This is a genomic window from Staphylococcus sp. URHA0057 (assembly GCF_000620265.1).
Lineage (GTDB): Bacteria > Bacillota > Bacilli > Staphylococcales > Staphylococcaceae > Staphylococcus > Staphylococcus pasteuri.
The window spans coordinates 12,437-31,705 of the sequence record NZ_JHVS01000015.1; the positions used below are offsets into that span (position 1 = coordinate 12,437).

A 19,269-nucleotide genomic window follows, 5' to 3' on the forward strand; every position below is an offset into this window, starting at 1 on the left:
TCATTGAGCTATATCACCTTTTCTGAACTTCTAATCTAATTGTGTTGGATTGTAAAATTGTCTATTTTCAAGTCCAAAAATTCGTTCTGTAAATTGACCTTTTTCAGTTTTCTTAAATGCTTTTTCAAACATATTCATTTTAGCATCAATATTATCTATGAAAAATAAAATCTCAGCCTCTTTCAAATGAGGCATTTTAGGTGATCCAAATTCTAATTTACCATGATGAGCAAGAATCATATGTCTAAGCAACATTACCTCTTCTCCATCAATACCAAGCTCTTTAGCTGCTTCAGCTACTTCATCACTTGCAATAGAAATATGTCCTAATAAGTTTCCTTCTACAGTATAAGTAGTTGCTACTGGTCCACTAAGCTCTTTTACTTTTCCTAAATCATGTAAAATAATAGCACTATATAAAAGACTTCTATTTAATAATGGATAAATATCGCATATCGATTTAGCAACACGTAACATTGTTAAGACATGATAACTTAAACCACTGGCAAAATTATGATGATGGGAACTTGCTGCCGGATACGTAAAGAAGCTTTCTTGATATTTTTTAATTAAATGTCTTGTTATGCGTTGTAAACTGGCATTCTCAATATCAAGCATATAATGAGAAAGAGCTTCTTGAATTTCTGCTGGTGTCATTGGTGCGCCATCAACAAAATCTTGAGTATTCATATTTTCTTCAGGCGTAGCTAGTCTTATTTGATTTACTTTCATTTGTTTACGACCACGATAATTAATAACATCACCTTTAACATGTACTATTTCTTCAGGTTTTAATGTTTGCATGTCTTCTTTAGTCGCAGTCCATAATTTAGCTTCAATGTCCCCACTCTTATCTTGCAAGAACAGTGTCATATAATCTTTACCTTGAGCTGTTACACCTTGCGTTGCTCTATGAATTAAAAAGAAGTGATTAACCGAATCACCGGGATTTAATTTTTCTACATTTCTCATTATTTCCCGCCTTTCTCAAATTTATTTAAAGTAATCATTTCTTTATTTGGAATGATATTATCATTTGTACATGTAAAGTATAAGACTTGATAATCTTGAGATAATTCTCTTAAATAGTTCAACATTCTTTCTTTACGTGCTTTATCAAAATGTACAAATGCATCGTCCACTATAATTGGGAATGGATAATATGGTTTTAAAACTTTGATTAAACTTATTCTAAGTGCAACATATAATAATTCTTTTGTAGATTGACTTAGTTCTACTGGTTGGAAAATTTGGCCATTTTCATGTTTCACTTGAATTGCCTCTTCTGAGTAATAAATATTTGTATAAGCATGATTAGTAAGATTTTTGAAAATAATAATCGCTTCATTGATGACTTGTGGCAAACGTTTATCTTTAATTTGTTTAATATGCTCATCTACTAAACTTTGTAAGTAGCTTAAACTTGCCCAATCTTTAGCAATATCATTCATTCTATTTTTCAAGCTATGATATTCATGACGTAAATTAGTTAGTGTCGTATCTGTTTCCATATTATTAATTTGCGCATTTAAATCACTAACTTCAGCTTGCATATCAAGATATTGTTCATTATATTGATCTACTTGTTGCGCTAAAAGTTGATTTTCTTCGTTTAATTGTGCGCTAGTTTTTTCACTTAGTTGTGAACTAGATTCATAAGAATAATTTTGATTTTCTAGATATTTAGTTAAATCGTTAAAACGTGTCATTTGATTTGTATAAGTTTGGTAATTTTCATGATGTTGATAAAAAGCTTCTTCATTTGAAACATTTATATGATTAAATAATTCTTTAATCGTATTATTACTTTCATCTAAATGTGAACGTAATTGAGTTAATTCATTTTTAAGTAATTTGCTCTGTTCACTATTTTTATACCATTTCTCATTATTTTCTTCTGCATTTTTTAACCATTGTTTGACATCATGGAAGAATGACATCTTATTGAAATAAGTAAATTGAGATTGAGTTACTGCTTCAGCATGATTGTAGAAAGCTTCTATATCATTTACTAGTTGATGTCGTTTGCTATTAAGATCATCTAAATATTGGTCATTTGACTTAATTTGACTCATTGTGCTAATACTTTCAACAATAAGATTATCTGATATTTTAGGTGATAAATGTAACTCTTGTTTAGCTACTTCAATACTATTATTGATTTCTTCTAAACGTTGTTGTGCTTTAGATAATGAACTTTCTATATAGCTTGACTTCTCAGCTAAAACGTCTTTATTTTTCAAAGCGTGTTGCCAATGGTCACGAATACGAAATTGTTCATCTAAATCGAAGTCTAAATTATAATCTTTTTCCAATTCTTGTAATTGATTTTCTAAATCATCAATTTCTTGAGTAATTGTTTCGCTATAATCAACTTCTTTAGATTTCACTAAGAAAATACCTACGATAAATACTACTGTTAAGATTGCAAAAATAATACCAAACAACATATTTTGAGAAATAAATGCAAAGACAGTTAACGCTGCACCTACAATAGCTAATAAAATAAATGCCCATCGTAATATATTCTGGCGTTTATTTTTTCTTTCTTGTTCGAGTTCAAATGTCTCTTTTAATTTTTCATATAAGTTTTCTTTTTCGTTTAATTCAACGATTTGTTGTTTATGTTCTTTTTTCTTCTCGAATGTTTCTTCGGGAACAAGTTGACTTTCTAATTGTTCAAGTTCATTAGTATTCGCACTCTGATCTATTTTATTATCTTCAAGACTTCTTTCTAATTGTTGAATATATGCAACTTGTTCTTGCTTATCCTTCACTTGGTCACTAATGTGACTCTTCATAGCTTCGGAACTATCTACTTGGTGATGCGTTTCATTCCACCCAATATTTGACTGCATACTTTCTTTATCACGTTGTTTATCAGAAATTTCTTTTTCACTAGATCTTAATTCATACTCTTTTTGTTTAATCTCATTTTCTTGTTGATATAAACTATTAAACGCATCAATATCAGATTGTTTTACCGGTTGAAGTGATTGATTTTCTTGTTCAATTTGTGATAATTGTTGTTCTCTTAAATCAATATCTCTTACTAAGGATTGTTTATGAGCTTTAGCAGTTTCATAACGATCGATACCTTTTTCAGGAAAATGTAATGGTTCTATATTAAGTGCTTGTTCAAGTTGTTTCCATTCTTGAGTTTGATCATGTAAAGCTACTTCTTTCTGCTTAGCTTCATGCATTTTAGAGAGTTGATTTAAGTTTTGTTTTAGATTATCAAGTCTTCGAGATGACTTATCTTTTTCATCTACTAATCTATGATAAGTATCTAACTTTGCTTCTTCTTCACGTATTTGTGCTTCTAATTGTTTCAATTGTTCGACTTGTTGATTGATAATTGGATTTTTACCAGATTTTTTATACAATTCGTCTTTTTTTAAGCTGATTGTATCTCTCATACTTGTAAATTCAGTTGAGCCTAACGCACCCGCTTCTAACAAATAATCTTGTAATTGTTTTTCATCTAAATTGCGATGAATATCTTGTAAGCCTAAAACGTCAAAAGAGAAGATACCTTGATACGTTTTCTTAGAAATATAATTCAATTTCTTTTGAAGCCATTCTTCATCTCTAACTGTACCATCTTCTAGATAAACTTTAACGTCACCTTGGGCGCTTCCTTTAATACGTTCAACTTCAACGATACTATTATCATCTAACTGAAGCTTCAGTTTTCCGCCATATTGATTACCTAACCTAGGCTCTAAACGAGGTTCTTTAGACTTTTTAGTAGGAAAACCGAATAAAATTGAATGTATAAATGCTTGAATTGTAGATTTCCCAGTTTCATTATCACCAAAAATCTCAGTAAATGACTGATTAAACTCAATTGTACGTTGAACAAATTGTCCATATCCATATATTTCAAGTGATTTAATTATCATTATGTTCACCTCTCATGTCTGCCTTTAATAAATCTTCAGCATGATTAACTAATTCGGTTTTATCAAATGAAGTATAGTCATCTAAATATTTAGATGCTCGTGGATTTAAATATAAATCAGACATAGCTTTATCAAAAACAGAACTGTCATCTAATAGGTCTTTTGAAAACTCTTTGACTAATGGAGGTTCATCATTTGTTGCATATTGGATGTTCAAATCTTCAATAAAGACAAAGTCTTTTTCATGTTCTTCATAGTCTGAAATCATTTCTTCAACTTGTAATACATCTTGAGGAGATAACATCGTTTCACTCTTAATAACGACATTTAATCTATAGAATGCTTTACCTTCATCGCGTACTTTATCTTTAAAAGATTGTATTGCTTCATATAATCCTTGCTTTGTAGTTTGTGTCGTTTCAATTGTAGCTTCTTCAAATTTGATATATTGTGTCGGATAAAATTTAGTTTTTAGTTTTAAATTGTCCCCTTGTATAAGTAGACAACCTTTTTCACCTTTTTCATTAAAATGTCTTCCTTGAATATTACCAGGATAATTAATTACAGGCATATCACTTAACTGTTGGCGTTCATGAATATGACCTAATGCCCAATAGTGATATAATTTATTATTTAAATCTTCTAATCTAAATTCAGTATATCTATCTTTAACTGATGATTTACTATAAGTTCCATGAAGTACACCTATATGTATTCCTTGTTGACCTTGACTTGATGGGAAACTATCAATTTTATTTTCATAGCTTGCCTCATTTTGGTAACTAAAACCATGGATAAAGATTGTTTCTCCATCTTTAGTAATTGCTTGATATGTTTCTACTTGATTTGAGAATACCGAAACATTTTTAGGCCAATTTGATGAAATTTTAGTAGATAATGGATCATGATTACCATGACAAATATAGACAAAAATTTGTTCTTTTTGTAAACGTTCAAACTGTTCTTTTAAAAATACTTCTGCTCGTAATGTACGATTTTCTTTATCAAATAAATCTCCAGCAATAATAATAAAGTCCACTTCTTCTTGTAATGCTAAGTCAACAATTTGTTGGAAACTTTCATATGCGCTTTTTTGTACATCCTCAAAAATTTTAGGACTTAAATGGCTTTTAGATTTAAAAGGACTGTCTAAATGTAAATCCGCACAATGTATAAATTTGACCATAAGCTTTATTCTCCTTATTTAAGACACTTTATAACTGCATTAATTAAAAAATGTAGTTAAAGTTATAAAAACGAATTATCTTTTTAATTATTAAGTTATAACTATTTATAATTTTCCTTTATATCTACTCATTTTACCATATGTGAAACGCTACAGTCGATGCAGAACCATGTTATTAGTAAATTACATAAAAATAAGCTACAGTACCTTATCTCAGTACTGTAGCTAGTATAAATCATTACGCGATTAATTAGTCAGCGTAAATTTCATCTAATGGTTTAACGATGATTTGATTGATTTCTTGGAATACTTGGCTCATTTTTTGCTCAGCTTGCATTAAAGCTGAAATGTTTTCATCTTTTTCGATTGCTTGAGCTTGTTCTTGAGCTTTTTGTAAGTCTTCCTCAGGAATTTCTTCACCTTGCATTTGTTTTTGTTGGAAGCTCATTTGAGTTTCACGGAATTCATCAAATAATTTTTTTGATTCTTCATTATCTTTTACTTTAGCGTAAGCATCTTTGATAGCTTTGTATTCATCACTATCTCTTAATGCTTGTTCTAATTGGTTTGCATAATCATATAAATTTACTGCCATTGTTAATTGCACTCCTTTGAGTTAATTTGTGTTTTAACACTCTTCAATAATGTAACACATATTATTTAGTTAGACAAAGATTGCGACTATTCCTTGGAAAATACCTATTATTCCTCCAAGTATGAATCCTAAAGACATAATTAATTTTAACTCTTTATTAGCTATATCTATAATAATTTTTTCAATATAGTCTAAATCAAACGTATTAATCTGATCTTCTATAAGTTGTCTTAAATTAATTTTACGCATGATAGTTGATAAGTTACTTGATAACTGGTCTATAATTATCATAGTGAGTTTACCTGACAATTCATTTTCTAAATATTTAATGAATTGAGGTGCCAAGTCTTTTATTGGTTGTCTTGCTTTATCATGCAAATTGAAATGTGTGATGATTAATGTAGAGGTTGTTGTTGCCATTTGTTTAAATTGATGATTTGCTACTAACTCACCTAATCGTTTATTTTTGAATGTTTCAACTTCATTTTTTATAACTTGCTCAATAATGCTTTTAGCTTTTGGATGTCTTGTCAAACGAATTAATTCTTGTTGAATACGATCAGCAATGCTTTCTCGTGTCATGAACATTTGTAATAAGCCTATTATCTTACCTTTTTCATTAAAGAAAGTATCTAACATTTCATTTATATCACGAGTTCCTTTAGGTGATGATAAATAAACACGTGCACGGTCACAAATTAAATCCCCTACTTCATCTAACCTCTCATCAACAAGATTAATTAATTCTTGGGGCACGATATCTTTGATAGCTTTTTGCTGATTGGATTCATAATATTGATTCAGTATCTTTTCTACTTTGGCTGGCATTTGATGATCGATGACATCATCTATATTAAAATCAAATTTATTAGCAATATTATAAATAGTCATATCATCAGACTTCAATTGAGTTAATTGATTCATAATCATTTCATTTATCGCATCTTTAGCTTGTCCATCATTCAACTTTTGTCTGATAAGCTCCTCAGTGAGTAAATGTTCTTCTATGACTTGTCCAATTTTATTAGCAATTTCATCTCTTCTTTTTGGAATTAAACCAGGTGTGAATGGAATACGCATTTTAAAAATATAATACGGATTAAATGGATGAAACAACATTTTTATTGCAATCACATTAGTTATACCACCAATAATAGCACCGACTACCATCATAAATAAGATGATAAATAAAGCATGCATGACAAAGACTCCCTTCTTTTTAAAAATCATGATTCATTATAGCATGTTACTGATTTAATTAGAGATAATTAAAATTATTAAAAACTTACAGGTTATATAAATAAAAGCCTAAGTCTTCATAATAGATGACCTAGGCTAATATGTATAACGAATAACTAAAACATCTTCTAACTATTTAAAAGTGATTAAATCGTTTTAAGATTCTACTGTCACTTTTACAGAAATTAAATATGAACTAACTCTTCTTTAGCATTTCTATTGAAATAAGTTTCTGCTTCTCTCATTTTTGAAGTACCAAAAATAGGTTGTTTTTCAGGATTTAACACACGATAAATATTGCTTACTTTATTACTTTGTAGAATATAACCGCTTCTAGTTTCGATTGTATTCCAATAAATATCACTAGTAGTTGAGTGATTTGGGTAAGCACAGTGGTTTCTAGAAATAGTTTGTACGATTTCTAAAGGATCACAACCAAATGTACTATTCAATACATCAGAATCTCTAAACAAAGCACAAATAGAAACACATGTTGTCCAATTAGGTAATACGCGTTCTTTTTCTATTTGAACTAATGTTTTCTTTGATAGTCCAATTGTTTGAGCCATTGTATCTTGTGTATATCCTGCTTCTATACGAACCATTTTAAATTTTGTTTGAATTAAATCTGTAAAACTCTGTCTATCCATTCTATTATCTACCTTTCTTGAAAAGAATTTATATCCGGACACAAGAAATTGCAATTATACACATTTCTTGAAACACAAATTACATCTTAATATATTTTTAAAGAAAATAAAAGAGTCAATTTTGTTTTATCGGTATTTTTATTAAAGGCAAAATTATCAAAATAATTAAACTTTTAACATTATTGATAGTTAGAAAGTTATTTTTACATTAAAAATTGAGCTTGATTTTTAGTGGTTAAAACTACATTTATTAAATCAATTTATTTTCCATAGCATATATTGCTGCTTGTGTACGATCGCTCACTTGTAATTTACTAAATATGTGACTAACATGGGTTTTTATAGTCTTTTCTGATACAAACAATGTATTCGCGATTTCTTTATTTGTTTTTCCTTTGACCATTTCTTTTAATACTTCAGTTTCCCTCTTAGATAACTTATTAGTAAAATGTGGTTTTGTACTCATAGTATCGATGACACGTTTAGCATTGGGATGAATGATTTTTTCTCCGTCAAGCACTTTATGAATTGTTTCAATAAGTTTCTGAGGTTCTACATCCTTCATTTCATAACCATCCGCACCTTTTTCTAATGCTGATATCACGTGTTCATCATCTACATAGCTTGTTAACACTAAAATTTTAATATTGGGATAATGTTTCTTTAAATATTCTGTAATTTCAATACCATTCATATCAGGCATTACTAAATCTAGTAAAACGATATCTGGTAATTCATTTTTCTCTAAATAATGTATAAATGATTTTCCTTCAGCAAATCCTTGAATTACTTCAATATCATCTACAGTAGATAATAAAAATTCTAAACCTTGTCTCACAATATGATGATCATCAACTAATATAATTTTATGCATAGTTATACTCCCTTAAAAACTTAGTTCAAAGGTATTTCAATTTTAATACGCGTACCTTTATTTATTTTTGATTCTATTTGTAATTGTCCTTTTAATAAATCAGTTCGTTGTTGAAGATGCTTAAGACCATTTGAATTGTCTTTGGATTGATGATTATTATCAAAGCCTTTGCCTTCATCTTGAACAATTACAATAAGCGTTTCTTTAGTTTGTTTTAATATTAATTCGACATCTTTAGTATTAGCATGTTTTCTTACATTATTTAAGCATTCCTGTACCATGCGATATACATTTTCCTCTACTAGATTAGATACATCTACTAATCCGTCCACATGTACAGTTAAATTAAGTTGTAGTACATTACTATATTGATTCAAAGCTTGTAACATACCTTGTTCTAATCCGACCGGTTTTAATTGCCATATGAGGGCACGCATTTCATTTACGGCATTTTGACTCGTTTCTTCAATCGTTTTAAACGCTTTTTTAGATATTTCTTCATTTGATATCTCATAAGCTGCATGGGCAGTTAATTTTAATGAAAATAACATTTGATTTACCGAATCATGTAAATCTCGAGCTAATCTATTTCTTTCATTTATTCGAGCATTTTCTTTCTCTCTATCAGTAAGCATAATTCGTTTTATTGCTGAGCCTATTTGAAAAGCAACAGATTCTAGTAATGCTAAATCTTCTTCGTTGTAATGGACTTTATGTGGTGTCGCAACGTTTAATAAACCAAATTGTTCTTCCCCAGATCTTAGTGGTACAGTCGCGTGATGTGTGATACCATCTGTTTCTTCATGGTGTGCACGATTCGCTAAATTAATTCTAGAACAATTAATAATATTAGATGCTTTTGTTAATTTTCCATTATGATAAGATCTCACACACCAACATGAACCGTTTGTCATATAGTGACATTGATTATTTGATAATGCCCCAGGTAAATTTACGCTCGATACTAATTCGTGATTACCTGCTTCATCAATAAAGAAAATCCAACCCGTTGTAAAATCGCTGCCCTCAATTAAATATTGAATTGCTCCTTGCATCATACTATACACTTCTGTTTCTTCATTTAAAAATTCAGCAATTTCTTTAAGGAGTGCTAAACGTGTTGGTTTTTCCATAGTTACCTCCGATTTTAATTTATATATATCTATTCTATTATAGCGTTTAAGATTATATAAACAAACATATCACCAAACTCTTTAAATTATCAATTAGTTAAAGGACTGTGATTTCAATTAATTTTATATTGCTGTCATATATTTTGTGATATGATAAATAGTAACTATAGGAGGATTTTATGAAATTTACAATACCTGAAAATTATGATCAATATACATTGAGAGAGATTTTCCAAGATTTGAAGTTACCTAAGAAGGACTTACATTTATTAAATATGTCTAAAGAAATCACCATTAATGACAAAGCTAGCCAATTATCTAATAAAATACATACAGGTGATCATATATTTATACCTACGCCTGATGAGAAAAGTAATTATTTACCTAGTTATCGTTATGCACAAGTTTTTTATGAAAATGATGATTTTGCAATCGTCCTAAAACCTAAAGGTGTCAAAACACATCCTAATGACTTAAAAGAAAGTAATACATTAATGAATCATGTTATATATACGATTGACAGCGAATATGTTGAACCTATTCATAGATTGGACCAAGAAACGGTTGGTTTATTAATTGTAGCTAAAAATCCTATAATGAAGAAAATACTAGATAGAATGCTTGAAGAAAATCAAATCACACGAATTTATAAAGCGCATGTTAAAGCGTTATTACCAGTTAAACCACAAACTATCGATAAACCAATCGGTAAAGACAAATTCCATCCAAATAAGAAACGTATTTCTAATACTGGACAACGTGCTATTACTCATATACTTTCATCAAATATGATTAAAGAAAATGTTTGTGAATTAGAAATTAAATTAGATACTGGTCGAACTCATCAAATTCGTGTTCATTTGGCTGAAATTGGACATCCTGTTATTGGTGATCCATTATATGGTGATTCAACTTTAAGACAATTGGAATTACACAGCTACAAAATTGAGCTGCAACATCCTTTTACTAAGGAATTCATTTCAGTTAGTTTAGATGACGATATCTCATAAATAAAAGCTAGGTTGATTATTAATATAGTTCAACCTAGCTTTTTGAAATTTTTATACCTCTAATGTGGATCTACCATATCTTCTGGTTTAATCCATTCTTCAAATTGTTCTTCAGTTACATGGCCTGACTGAATTGCTGATTCTTTAAGCGTTAATCCTTCTTTATGTGCTTTTTTAGCAATTTGAGCTGCTTTTTCATAACCGGTATGAGGATTTAATGCAGTAACTAACATTAATGATTGATTTAAATACTTATTGATGTTTTCTTCTATAGGTTCAATTCCAACTGCACAATTATCATTAAATGTTTGCATACCATCTGCAAGTAAATAAATTGATTGTAAAGTATTGTGTAAAATAACCGGTTTAAATACATTTAATTCAAAGTTACCTTGAGAACTTGCAATTCCGACTGCAGTATCATTACCCATGACTTGAACAGCTACCATAGTTAACATTTCACATTGTGTTGGATTAACTTTACCCGGCATAATTGAAGAACCTGGTTCGTTTTCTGGTATAGAAATTTCAGCTAAACCAGCTCTTGGACCTGAAGCTAACCATCTAACGTCATTAGCTATTTTCATTAAATCTGCTGCTAATGCTTTAAGTGTTCCATGTAATTGGACAACTTCATCGTGTGCTGTTAAAGCATGGAATTTATTTTCAGAAGATACGAATTCATAACCAGTATTTTTTGAAATAAATTTAGCAACTTTATCTCCAAATTCTGGATGTGCATTAATTCCTGTACCTACTGCTGTACCACCAATAGCTAAGTTTAATATATGTTTTTTAGATTCACTTAGTAATGTTTCACATTTATCTAACATGTATCTCCAACCGCTAATTTCTTGGCCTAATTTAATTGGTGTAGCATCTTGTAAATGTGTACGTCCGATTTTTATGATAGATTCAAATTCATCTTCTTTTTGTTTGAATGTTTGACGTAAATTTTTTAATGCAGGTTCTAATTTAGTTTCAACTTCGTGATACAAAGCGACATGCATTGCAGTTGGAAATGTATCATTAGAACTTTGTGATTTATTAACATCGTCATTAGGATGAATTGATTCATCGCTATTATGTTCTTTTAAATATTCATTAGCTACATAACTTACGACTTCGTTAACGTTCATATTACTTTGAGTACCGCTTCCTGTTTGCCATACTACTAATGGAAAGTGTTCGTCCAACTCACCATTTAAAATTTTATCGCATGCATATACGATTGCGTCTTTTTTAGCATCACTAAGTTTACCTAATTCATTATTAGCTAATGCAGCACCTCTTTTTAATTGTGCAAAACCATAAACTACTTCAATAGGCATTTTTTCTTTACCTACTGGGAAATTACGTTTACTTCTTTCTGTTTGCGCACCCCAATATTTATCTGCAGGTACTTCAATTTCTCCAAATGTATCATGTTCAATACGTACTGACATTTTATTCTCCCCTTATTTATATTGTTTGATACCAGTATATCACTATTTAAATTACCTTATCAATTTAGAACTAAACCGTTTACATAATAAAATTTTACAAAAAAATCTAGCTTCAACAATTTTATTTAACTGTTGAAACTAGACTCTATTATTTTTTTATTGAAATTTTTGTTTTGTTGCTTGAACAGTAGCAATTGCAGTTAAAATATACAATATCGCACTTAAAATAACTGTAACTGGACTTATTTGAATTAAAATTCTCAAGAAGCCTGTTAAACCATTATAAAAATCATTTAATGTGTAGTATAAAATTCCAGTTATAGCTAAACAACAAATTACACTTATAATGATTCCAGATTGATTACTCTTAATAAAAGTTTGCGCATTGACATCATCAATTAAGCCATTTGAAAGATTCAATTGCAATTGCACGATTTTGAATAATAATGGTAAATATAATGCGCCAAGTGCTAATGGAAATGCTTTAATTGATATTAAACTTATAATGACCGTAGCTATCATTAAATGTTTCCAATACTTTCCTAACATACACGTTCTCCTTATATATATGACTATTCAATATCATATCATAATATAAGTAGATATTTTATGCATTTTTGAAATACAAATTGTAAAAATATCATACAATTAATAAAAGCGCTTGTAGTAGACTATGCTAATACAAGCGCTTGATTAATGATTATTCTTCTAAATCAGAACGAACATCTGAATCATGTGATTGGTTTAATTTATCTTCATCATTTTCCTCAGAAATTTGTTCCATTTCTTTACCTAAATCTTTTAAATCATCTAAATCAGTTACCATAGCATTTTCTTCTTCATGATAATTAGTTTTAGAATCTTTATTTTGTGTCATACATAGAACCTCTTTTTCACTTAGTAATTAAGCAAAGCGAGCAGTGAAGTATTCTTTAACATCTTCAGGTAATCCAGCCGCTGCTTCTTTATCTAAAATAACGTTAACCATGCGATGAGCTTTTAAATCTGCTGGTTCATAATTAGACTTACCATTTTCATTATATAATTTTTCAACTACTTCGCGTTTATTGCTACCAGTAACAACTAAGAAAATTTCACGTGCTTCTAATAAACCTTGTCTTACGCTTACATCAAGGTTGCCATTCTCATCAATAGAAACTACTTGTAAAACTAATTTACCTTTATTTTCTTTTGTTTTAATTTTATCAGAAATAAATTCATTAGCATCTTGATTATAAGATAATGAATAAATTTGGCTTTGAGGTACGCCTAAAGCTTCATAGTATGATTTATTTTCATCATAATCTAAAATGTTAATTTGACTAAAATCAACTGCATGTAACTCAACATTCTTTTTAAGTTCATCTAATACAGGTGCATGGTCTTTAGTTAAGTGAACACCAGCGATAGTCATAGGGTTGTTGTTAAACTGTTTTCTCAAAATGTCTGCTGTATATTCAGCTACTCTTTGTTTATCTTCGAATACTTTAAAGTTCATTGCCATTTTAAAATACACTCCTCTTAGTTTGCTATACATAGAATAGTATGGTTAATATTAATTCATTTATACCCTTATTATATTTAGGTTAAACTAACCTATGTTTATTGAATATTATTTTTTCATCAATAAATATAACATGTTGATATAATATCCTTCATCTACTTTGAACTTAATCTATCATTTTTTAAGATAAATCAGGGAAAGATTGTTGTCTTAAAGCTTCATAAATAAGTAATGCTGCCGTATTAGAAAGATTTAATGATCTAATTTTATCACTCATAGGTATACGTAATGCTGTTTCTTGATATTTTTCTTTAACCCAATCCGGTAACCCAGTTGTTTCTCTTCCGAAAATAAAGTAATGATCGTGACTTGTATCTGAAAAATCAAAATCACTATATGTTTGTTTACCAAATTTAGTAAGTAAATAATAATCTCCTTCAGTTTCATCAAAAAATGATTCTATATTTTCATGGTATGTAATATTAACATGTTCCCAATAATCTAATCCTGCTCTTTTTAACATTTTATCGTCAGTACTAAACCCTAAAGGTTTAATTAAATGTAAATGTGTATTGGTACCTGCACACGTTCTAGCAATATTGCCAGTATTGGCAGGTATTTCAGGTTGAAATAAAACAATGTGATTTGTCATTTATTTTTCTCTCCTCATTTCCAAGCCTTTCTTCATTTCAACTTGGACTTCTTCTAATTCATCATGATAATGTGTTTGAATAAATTCACGCGCATTTTCACCATCAATTTGTCCAATTGTCCAAAATGCTGTTCCTCTTATCATAGGTCTTGGATCATTTAATGCTACTTCTTTTAACTCAGGTATAGCACTTTCTTCATTAAAATGTGCTAAAGCTAAAATAGCATTACGTTGAATTGGTTTTTTTCCTCTCCAAGCACCTGCTAAATGCCCATATGTTGTTTTAAATTCTTTATTACTCATTTGTAATAATGGTATTAATCGAGGTTTCAATATTTCTGGTTCTAAAACTATATCATCATGTTGCGTATTGATTCCTTTATTTTTTGGACAAACTTGTTGGCATGTGTCACAACCATATAAGCGATTACCTATTTTATATCTATATTGATCATCTAAATACCCTTTTGTTTGCGTTAAGAAGCTAATACATTTTTGACTATTTAATTGACCATTACCTACTAATGCTCCAGTGGGACATCTATCAACACAAATAGTACAGTCACCACAACTATCAATTAATGGATCATCAGGTTCAAATGGAATACTAACAAGCATTTCTCCTAAATAAGTCCACGTACCTAAATCTGGATTAATTACAAATCCATTTCGTCCTACAAATCCTAAACCAGCTCGTTCTGCAACCGCTCTATCAGATAATACACCAGTATCTACCATAGATTGAATCTCAACATCTGGAACAACTGATCTTATATACTCACTTAGTTGATCGAGTCGCTTTCTCATAATTGTATGGTAGTCTTGTCCCCAAGAAGCTCTTGCAAACATACCACGTCTATCACCACGAACACTTTTAGGTGCACCTTTAAGTTTATTTGGATAGCCTACAGCAATTGCAATAATGGATCTTGCAGTTGGTAAACTTAATTTGGGTTCAGTCCTTAGTGCAATGTCAGACTCTTCAAAACCAGATGCATATCCCTTAGCATGATAGTCTTCTAGTTTTTGTTTTAATTCGTCAAAAGGATCGGCAGTAGTAAAACCTATACTGTCGATACCAATAGTATGCGCATAATCAATGATATCTTGTTTTAACTGCTTTACATCCAAAATTTTGCCCCCACAATAAAAATATACTCTTGTTATTCTAACATATCAGTAATTAATGATGTATGTATCAGATTTAAAAAACAAGCAAACACACAAAATGTTCACTTGTTTATTGACAAATTATATATTATTTTTCATATAGTTATAAAACTCTTGCTAAGAAATTTTGAGTTCTTTCATTTTGTGGGTGTTCAAATAGTTCGTTGGGTTTACCAGATTCTACTACCACTCCGTCAGCCATAAATATTACTTTATCACTTACCTCTTTAGCGAATCCCATTTCATGTGTAACCACAACCATAGTCATACCTTCTTTAGCTAGATCTTTCATTACTTTTAATACATCACCAACAACTTCTGGATCTAGGGCTGAGGTAGGTTCATCAAATAGCATAACATCCGGTTGCATTGCTAATGCACGTGCAATAGCAACTCTTTGTTTTTGTCCGCCTGACAACTGACTTGGATATACTTCGGCTTTTTCTTTTAAACCCACTTTTTCAAGTAATTCCAAAGCTTGATTATTCAACTTATTTAACTCTCTCTTTTTTAAAAGTTTTGGAGCTAATATGATATTATCTTTAACCTTTTTATGTGGAAATAAATTAAAATTTTGGAATACCATACCTATTTTCTGGCGTAACTGGTCTAATTGTATACCTTTATGCGTTAAATCATTACCTTCAAAAATAACTTGTCCTTTAGTTGGTATTTCTAGTAAATTCATACATCTCAGTAATGTACTTTTACCACTACCAGAGGGTCCAATTATCGCTACAACTTCTCCTTTCTGTATTTCTAAATTAATGTCTTTTAAAACTTCATTATTACCAAATTTCTTATTTAAGTTTTTAATTTTAATCACTGGCCATCATTCTCCCCTCTATAAAATTCATGATTCGTGATAAAGTAAATGTAAGAATAAAGTACATACCTGCTGCTACTAATAATGGTGTGAAAGGATCAAATGAAATACCTTGGACAACTTGAGCATTAAACATTATTTCACCTACACCAATTGTAGATACAATTGATGATTCTTTTATTAATGTGACAAATTCATTACCAAGAGCAGGTAGAATATTTTTAATTGCTTGAGGCATAATGACAGATCTCATTGTTTGATTGTAACTTAAGCCTAAACTACGAGCAGCTTCTGTTTGTCCTTTGTCAATTGAATTAATACCTGCACGAAATATCTCTGCTATATATGCTGAAGCGTTAATGACTAACGCAATGATTCCACAAATTAACGCAGAAATATCTAGTCCAAGTGCTGCGGTAGTACCAAAAAATACTATAAAAACTTGTACTAATAGTGGTGTTCCTCTTAAAAATTCAATGTAAATTGATGCCAACCAAGATAAAGGTTTAATTTTGCTTAATTTCATAAGCGCAATAAAAGCTCCTAAAATAGCTCCTAACACTACCCCAATAATTGAGATTAAAATCGTATTTTTTATACCTTTAATGAAAAAGCTTTTATATTTTGTATAAAAATTACCATCATCTTGCATATCTTTTGATGCTTGAGTCATATATTGATCTATTAAATGTTTATCATTGACTTCATCGATAGTTTGATTAAGCTTTTTTAATAAAATGGGAGAATTTTTAGGAAGCGCAATACAAGTGGGTTTCTTTTCTTCATTAAATGTCACGTCTGAAAAAGCAAGTTCTGGATTTTGTTTTATGTATGCTTCTGCTACCGGCTTTTCTAAAATAGCTCCATCTGCTTTATTGCTTTTGACAGATAATATTGTTTCAGGCAATTTATTTAAAGAAGTCACGTCAGCATTTTCTATCTCTGTTTTTGCTATTTTTTCTTGATCGGTACCCTTTTGGACAGCAATTCTTTTATTTTTAAAATCTTTAATATCTTTTAAATGACTCTTTTCTTTTTTCTTAACCAACATAATATTATTAGTCATCATATAAGGCTTTGTAAAATTTACTTCTTTTTCCCGTTCAGGCGTTGTTGTCATTCCTGAAATGATAATATCAATTTTTCCTGTTTTTAATGCACCTAGTAAACTATCAAATTGCATATTAATAATCTTTAATTTCAAATGATTATCTTTAGCTATCTTTTTGGCTAGTTCAATATCAACACCAGCATATTCAGTTTTACCGTTTATATTCTTTTCAAATTCCATTGGTGCGTAATCTGCTGATAGACCAACACGCAATACTCCACTTTCTTTGATTTTTTTCCAATGTTCATCGTTTTCTTCAGCATGAGTATTGTTTTGAGTATTTGTCAATAATGAACCTACAAGGATTATAAATACCAAAAATACTTTAATAATATATTTCATTAAAGCATCCCTCCTTTTCAATATTCATTATTATACAAATTTATACATTAATATGCAATATTAATTTTTAAATACATAAAAAAAGCATAGCCATTAGGCTACACTTTAAGCAAATTTATTCTTTTGGAATTTCAAATTTATATATTTCATCATTGTAAGAGTGTATAAATTTTTTGCATAATTCATGGACTACAAATCCACTTATGAAAGGAACTATAAAGTATCCAACAAATAATAATATAATATTAGTCATTTGGTCACCAGACATACGATTTAATGCATTAATAGGTCCAACTAAGCCTGTATATCCAAATCCAGCTGAAAGTGGCGTCCCTTTAATTCCAATCAAATACGCAGTTATACCAGTCACTATTCCGTTAATTATCAATGGTACTGCAATAATTAAGTGTTTTAAATAAACAGGAATCATCATTTTTGCTGCTCCAATTAATAATACTAAATTAACCCCAATAGAATTTATTCTTAATGAACCAAATAAAAATGTTACGCATGCAGCTACAATTCCCATATTAGCAGCACCACTTCCCAAACCAGTTAAACTAATAGCAGTGGCAATTGCTACTAATGAAATAGGTGTTACCATCAATAAAGAGAAAGTTACGCTTATTAAAATTGACATAGTTAAAGGATTCAAATCAGTAAATGAATTAATAACTTTACCAATAGTATGAGTGATAATTTGAACATAAGGTAATGTAATGAGTCCTATTGTTCCACTGACTACCGGAATTAAAACAGGTAAAATAATCATTTCGAAAGATCCCAATTTACCTTGAAGAATTAAATATAAAAAACATGCTATAATCACGACTAAAATAATATTAATAATATCTCCAATACCTTTTAACATGATAGTCTGACCATCAAAAACAATTGCCCCTGACCCTAACATAGCAGAAGCTCCTATTATCGCTGCTCCTGATCCATTAAATTTAAATTGATGCGCAGCAAGTACACCAACAATAAAAGCCATGAATGATTGTACTACAGTAACAAGTCTAAAAATACTTTCAAGCAGCTCGTTACCATCTTTAAAAAATTTCAACAATTCACCAAGTAAAGCATTTGGCAATAATGCAATGACTACTCCTGCCCCTACTGCATTTAAAATATTACTAAAAAAACTTTTACTACCCATTTTCGAGCTAGTATTACTCATTATAGACCTCCAATTAATAATGTTAGAATTATCATATTATAAAACTCTTTTTACTACAATCACACTTTTTAACAAAGATAAGACAATATTTTTAAACGTTTTAAATTCTTCAAATCATTAGTATTTATTCCTCTATTCTTTAAAATATCTAAAAGTATAAAAAAAGAGTGAAAACATTGGTTGAACAACATTTTCACTCACAATACATAAGGTATTTATATAATACCGGCGGTCGGGATCGAACCGACACTCCATAAAGGAACGGGATTTTGAGTCCCGCGCGTCTGCCAATTCCGCCACGCCGGCTCAATATAAAGAAAAAACTTCCCACCTTGAAGTAATTGGAGCGGAAGATAGGACTTACACCTATACCTCATTCCGGGAAGGAATGTGTTCTAAGAGTTGAACTACTCCCGCTTAATATAAAATTTGGAGCGGAAGATAGGA

Annotated in this window: 18 protein-coding genes and 2 tRNA genes; 1 reads left to right on the forward strand and 19 read right to left on the reverse strand. The window is 29.9% G+C overall.

Annotated features, from left to right (window positions below):
- Window positions 1-30: 30 nt before the first annotated feature.
- The 8 genes from yhaM to N524_RS0108845 form a co-directional block, all read right to left on the reverse strand.
- Window positions 31-972 carry a 3'-5' exoribonuclease YhaM gene (gene yhaM, locus N524_RS0108810; protein WP_017638040.1) on the reverse strand — a complete coding sequence of 314 codons (942 nt, stop codon included), beginning with the start codon at window positions 970-972 and terminating at the stop codon, window positions 31-33.
- Entirely contained in the window at window positions 972-3,905 is a 2,934-nt protein-coding gene (locus tag N524_RS0108815) for an ATP-binding protein (RefSeq protein ID WP_029056285.1), read from the reverse strand. The genes yhaM and N524_RS0108815 overlap by 1 nt, the downstream gene beginning before the upstream one ends.
- Window positions 3,895-5,091, reverse strand: coding sequence for a metallophosphoesterase family protein (locus N524_RS0108820; RefSeq protein WP_017638038.1), 1,197 nt, complete (start codon window positions 5,089-5,091; stop codon window positions 3,895-3,897). Before N524_RS0108820 ends, N524_RS0108815 begins: the two co-directional genes overlap by 11 nt.
- Window positions 5,092-5,341: 250 nt before the next feature.
- Window positions 5,342-5,686, reverse strand: coding sequence for a YlbF/YmcA family competence regulator (locus N524_RS0108825; protein WP_017638037.1), 345 nt, complete (start codon window positions 5,684-5,686; stop codon window positions 5,342-5,344).
- A 69-nt stretch (window positions 5,687-5,755) separates the two neighbouring features.
- Window positions 5,756-6,886 carry a DUF445 domain-containing protein gene (locus N524_RS0108830; protein WP_029056286.1) on the reverse strand — a complete coding sequence of 377 codons (1,131 nt, stop codon included), beginning with the start codon at window positions 6,884-6,886 and terminating at the stop codon, window positions 5,756-5,758.
- A 224-nt stretch (window positions 6,887-7,110) separates the two neighbouring features.
- The gene (xdrA, locus tag N524_RS0108835; RefSeq protein ID WP_002452105.1) at window positions 7,111-7,575 is read right to left on the reverse strand and encodes an XRE family transcriptional regulator XdrA; all 465 of its coding nucleotides are present in this window, start codon (window positions 7,573-7,575) and stop codon (window positions 7,111-7,113) included.
- Between the two features lie 250 nt (window positions 7,576-7,825).
- Entirely contained in the window at window positions 7,826-8,449 is a 624-nt protein-coding gene (locus N524_RS0108840; protein ID WP_029056287.1) for a response regulator, read from the reverse strand.
- Window positions 8,450-8,469: 20 nt separating this feature from the next.
- A complete protein-coding gene (locus N524_RS0108845; protein WP_029056288.1) occupies window positions 8,470-9,582 on the reverse strand; it encodes a GAF domain-containing sensor histidine kinase in 1,113 nt (370 codons plus the stop codon).
- A 179-nt stretch (window positions 9,583-9,761) separates the two neighbouring features.
- Here N524_RS0108845 and N524_RS0108850 point away from each other — a divergent pair, with 179 nt between their 5' ends.
- The gene (locus N524_RS0108850) at window positions 9,762-10,592 is read left to right on the forward strand and encodes an RluA family pseudouridine synthase (protein WP_029056289.1); all 831 of its coding nucleotides are present in this window, start codon (window positions 9,762-9,764) and stop codon (window positions 10,590-10,592) included.
- 59 nt (window positions 10,593-10,651) lie between these two features.
- On the opposite strand, the gene fumC is transcribed toward N524_RS0108850, so the two are convergent.
- The 11 genes from fumC to N524_RS13440 form a co-directional block, all read right to left on the reverse strand.
- Window positions 10,652-12,037, reverse strand: coding sequence for a class II fumarate hydratase (gene fumC / locus N524_RS0108855; protein WP_029056290.1), 1,386 nt, complete (start codon window positions 12,035-12,037; stop codon window positions 10,652-10,654).
- 156 nt (window positions 12,038-12,193) lie between these two features.
- A complete protein-coding gene (locus N524_RS0108860) occupies window positions 12,194-12,586 on the reverse strand; it encodes a hypothetical protein (protein WP_017638031.1) in 393 nt (130 codons plus the stop codon).
- Window positions 12,587-12,737: 151 nt separating this feature from the next.
- The gene (locus N524_RS13435) at window positions 12,738-12,914 is read right to left on the reverse strand and encodes an SAS053 family DNA gyrase inhibitor (RefSeq protein ID WP_017638030.1); all 177 of its coding nucleotides are present in this window, start codon (window positions 12,912-12,914) and stop codon (window positions 12,738-12,740) included.
- Between the two features lie 27 nt (window positions 12,915-12,941).
- Window positions 12,942-13,541 (reverse strand): 6-phosphogluconolactonase, encoded by a 600-nt coding sequence (locus tag N524_RS0108870; RefSeq protein ID WP_017638029.1) that lies wholly within the window; start codon window positions 13,539-13,541, stop codon window positions 12,942-12,944.
- Window positions 13,542-13,722: 181 nt separating this feature from the next.
- On the reverse strand, window positions 13,723-14,193 hold the full coding sequence (gene trmL, locus N524_RS0108875; RefSeq protein ID WP_017638028.1) for a tRNA (uridine(34)/cytosine(34)/5-carboxymethylaminomethyluridine(34)-2'-O)-methyltransferase TrmL: 471 nt from the start codon (window positions 14,191-14,193) through the stop codon (window positions 13,723-13,725).
- A complete protein-coding gene (gene queG / locus N524_RS0108880) occupies window positions 14,194-15,324 on the reverse strand; it encodes a tRNA epoxyqueuosine(34) reductase QueG (RefSeq protein WP_029056291.1) in 1,131 nt (376 codons plus the stop codon).
- A gap of 142 nt (window positions 15,325-15,466) precedes the next feature.
- Window positions 15,467-16,189, reverse strand: a complete 723-nt coding sequence (locus tag N524_RS0108885) for an amino acid ABC transporter ATP-binding protein (RefSeq protein WP_029056292.1) — start codon at window positions 16,187-16,189, stop codon at window positions 15,467-15,469.
- Window positions 16,182-17,642 (reverse strand): ABC transporter substrate-binding protein/permease, encoded by a 1,461-nt coding sequence (locus N524_RS0108890; RefSeq protein WP_029056293.1) that lies wholly within the window; start codon window positions 17,640-17,642, stop codon window positions 16,182-16,184. The genes N524_RS0108885 and N524_RS0108890 overlap by 8 nt, the downstream gene beginning before the upstream one ends.
- A 115-nt stretch (window positions 17,643-17,757) precedes the next feature.
- Window positions 17,758-18,822 (reverse strand): PTS transporter subunit IIC, encoded by a 1,065-nt coding sequence (locus tag N524_RS0108895; RefSeq protein WP_017638024.1) that lies wholly within the window; start codon window positions 18,820-18,822, stop codon window positions 17,758-17,760.
- Window positions 18,823-19,045: 223 nt separating this feature from the next.
- Window positions 19,046-19,128 (reverse strand) — tRNA-Leu (locus N524_RS0108900).
- A gap of 36 nt (window positions 19,129-19,164) precedes the next feature.
- Window positions 19,165-19,239: transfer RNA gene (locus N524_RS13440), tRNA-Gly, on the reverse strand.
- Window positions 19,240-19,269 lie beyond the last annotated feature (30 nt).

Excerpts from the sequence above, each read along its gene's own strand:
- N524_RS0108860 (WP_017638031.1), bottom strand. The coding sequence starts at position 12,586 with ATGTTAGGAAAGTATTGGAAACATTTAATGATAGCTACGGTCATTATA.
- N524_RS0108845 (WP_029056288.1), bottom strand. The coding sequence starts at position 9,582 with ATGGAAAAACCAACACGTTTAGCACTCCTTAAAGAAATTGCTGAATTT.
- N524_RS0108870 (WP_017638029.1), bottom strand. The coding sequence starts at position 13,541 with ATGGCAATGAACTTTAAAGTATTCGAAGATAAACAAAGAGTAGCTGAA.
- yhaM (WP_017638040.1), bottom strand. The coding sequence starts at position 972 with ATGAGAAATGTAGAAAAATTAAATCCCGGTGATTCGGTTAATCACTTC.
- N524_RS0108840 (WP_029056287.1), bottom strand. The coding sequence starts at position 8,449 with ATGCATAAAATTATATTAGTTGATGATCATCATATTGTGAGACAAGGT.
- N524_RS0108825 (WP_017638037.1), bottom strand. The coding sequence starts at position 5,686 with ATGGCAGTAAATTTATATGATTATGCAAACCAATTAGAACAAGCATTA.
- N524_RS0108820 (WP_017638038.1), bottom strand. The coding sequence starts at position 5,091 with ATGGTCAAATTTATACATTGTGCGGATTTACATTTAGACAGTCCTTTT.
- N524_RS0108890 (WP_029056293.1), bottom strand. The coding sequence starts at position 17,642 with ATGAAATATATTATTAAAGTATTTTTGGTATTTATAATCCTTGTAGGT.
- N524_RS0108850 (WP_029056289.1), top strand. The coding sequence starts at position 9,762 with ATGAAATTTACAATACCTGAAAATTATGATCAATATACATTGAGAGAG.
- N524_RS0108830 (WP_029056286.1), bottom strand. The coding sequence starts at position 6,886 with ATGCATGCTTTATTTATCATCTTATTTATGATGGTAGTCGGTGCTATT.
- xdrA (WP_002452105.1), bottom strand. The coding sequence starts at position 7,575 with ATGGATAGACAGAGTTTTACAGATTTAATTCAAACAAAATTTAAAATG.
- fumC (WP_029056290.1), bottom strand. The coding sequence starts at position 12,037 with ATGTCAGTACGTATTGAACATGATACATTTGGAGAAATTGAAGTACCT.
- N524_RS13435 (WP_017638030.1), bottom strand. The coding sequence starts at position 12,914 with ATGACACAAAATAAAGATTCTAAAACTAATTATCATGAAGAAGAAAAT.
- N524_RS0108815 (WP_029056285.1), bottom strand. The coding sequence starts at position 3,905 with ATGATAATTAAATCACTTGAAATATATGGATATGGACAATTTGTTCAA.
- trmL (WP_017638028.1), bottom strand. The coding sequence starts at position 14,193 with ATGACAAATCACATTGTTTTATTTCAACCTGAAATACCTGCCAATACT.
- N524_RS0108895 (WP_017638024.1), bottom strand. The coding sequence starts at position 18,822 with ATGAGTAATACTAGCTCGAAAATGGGTAGTAAAAGTTTTTTTAGTAAT.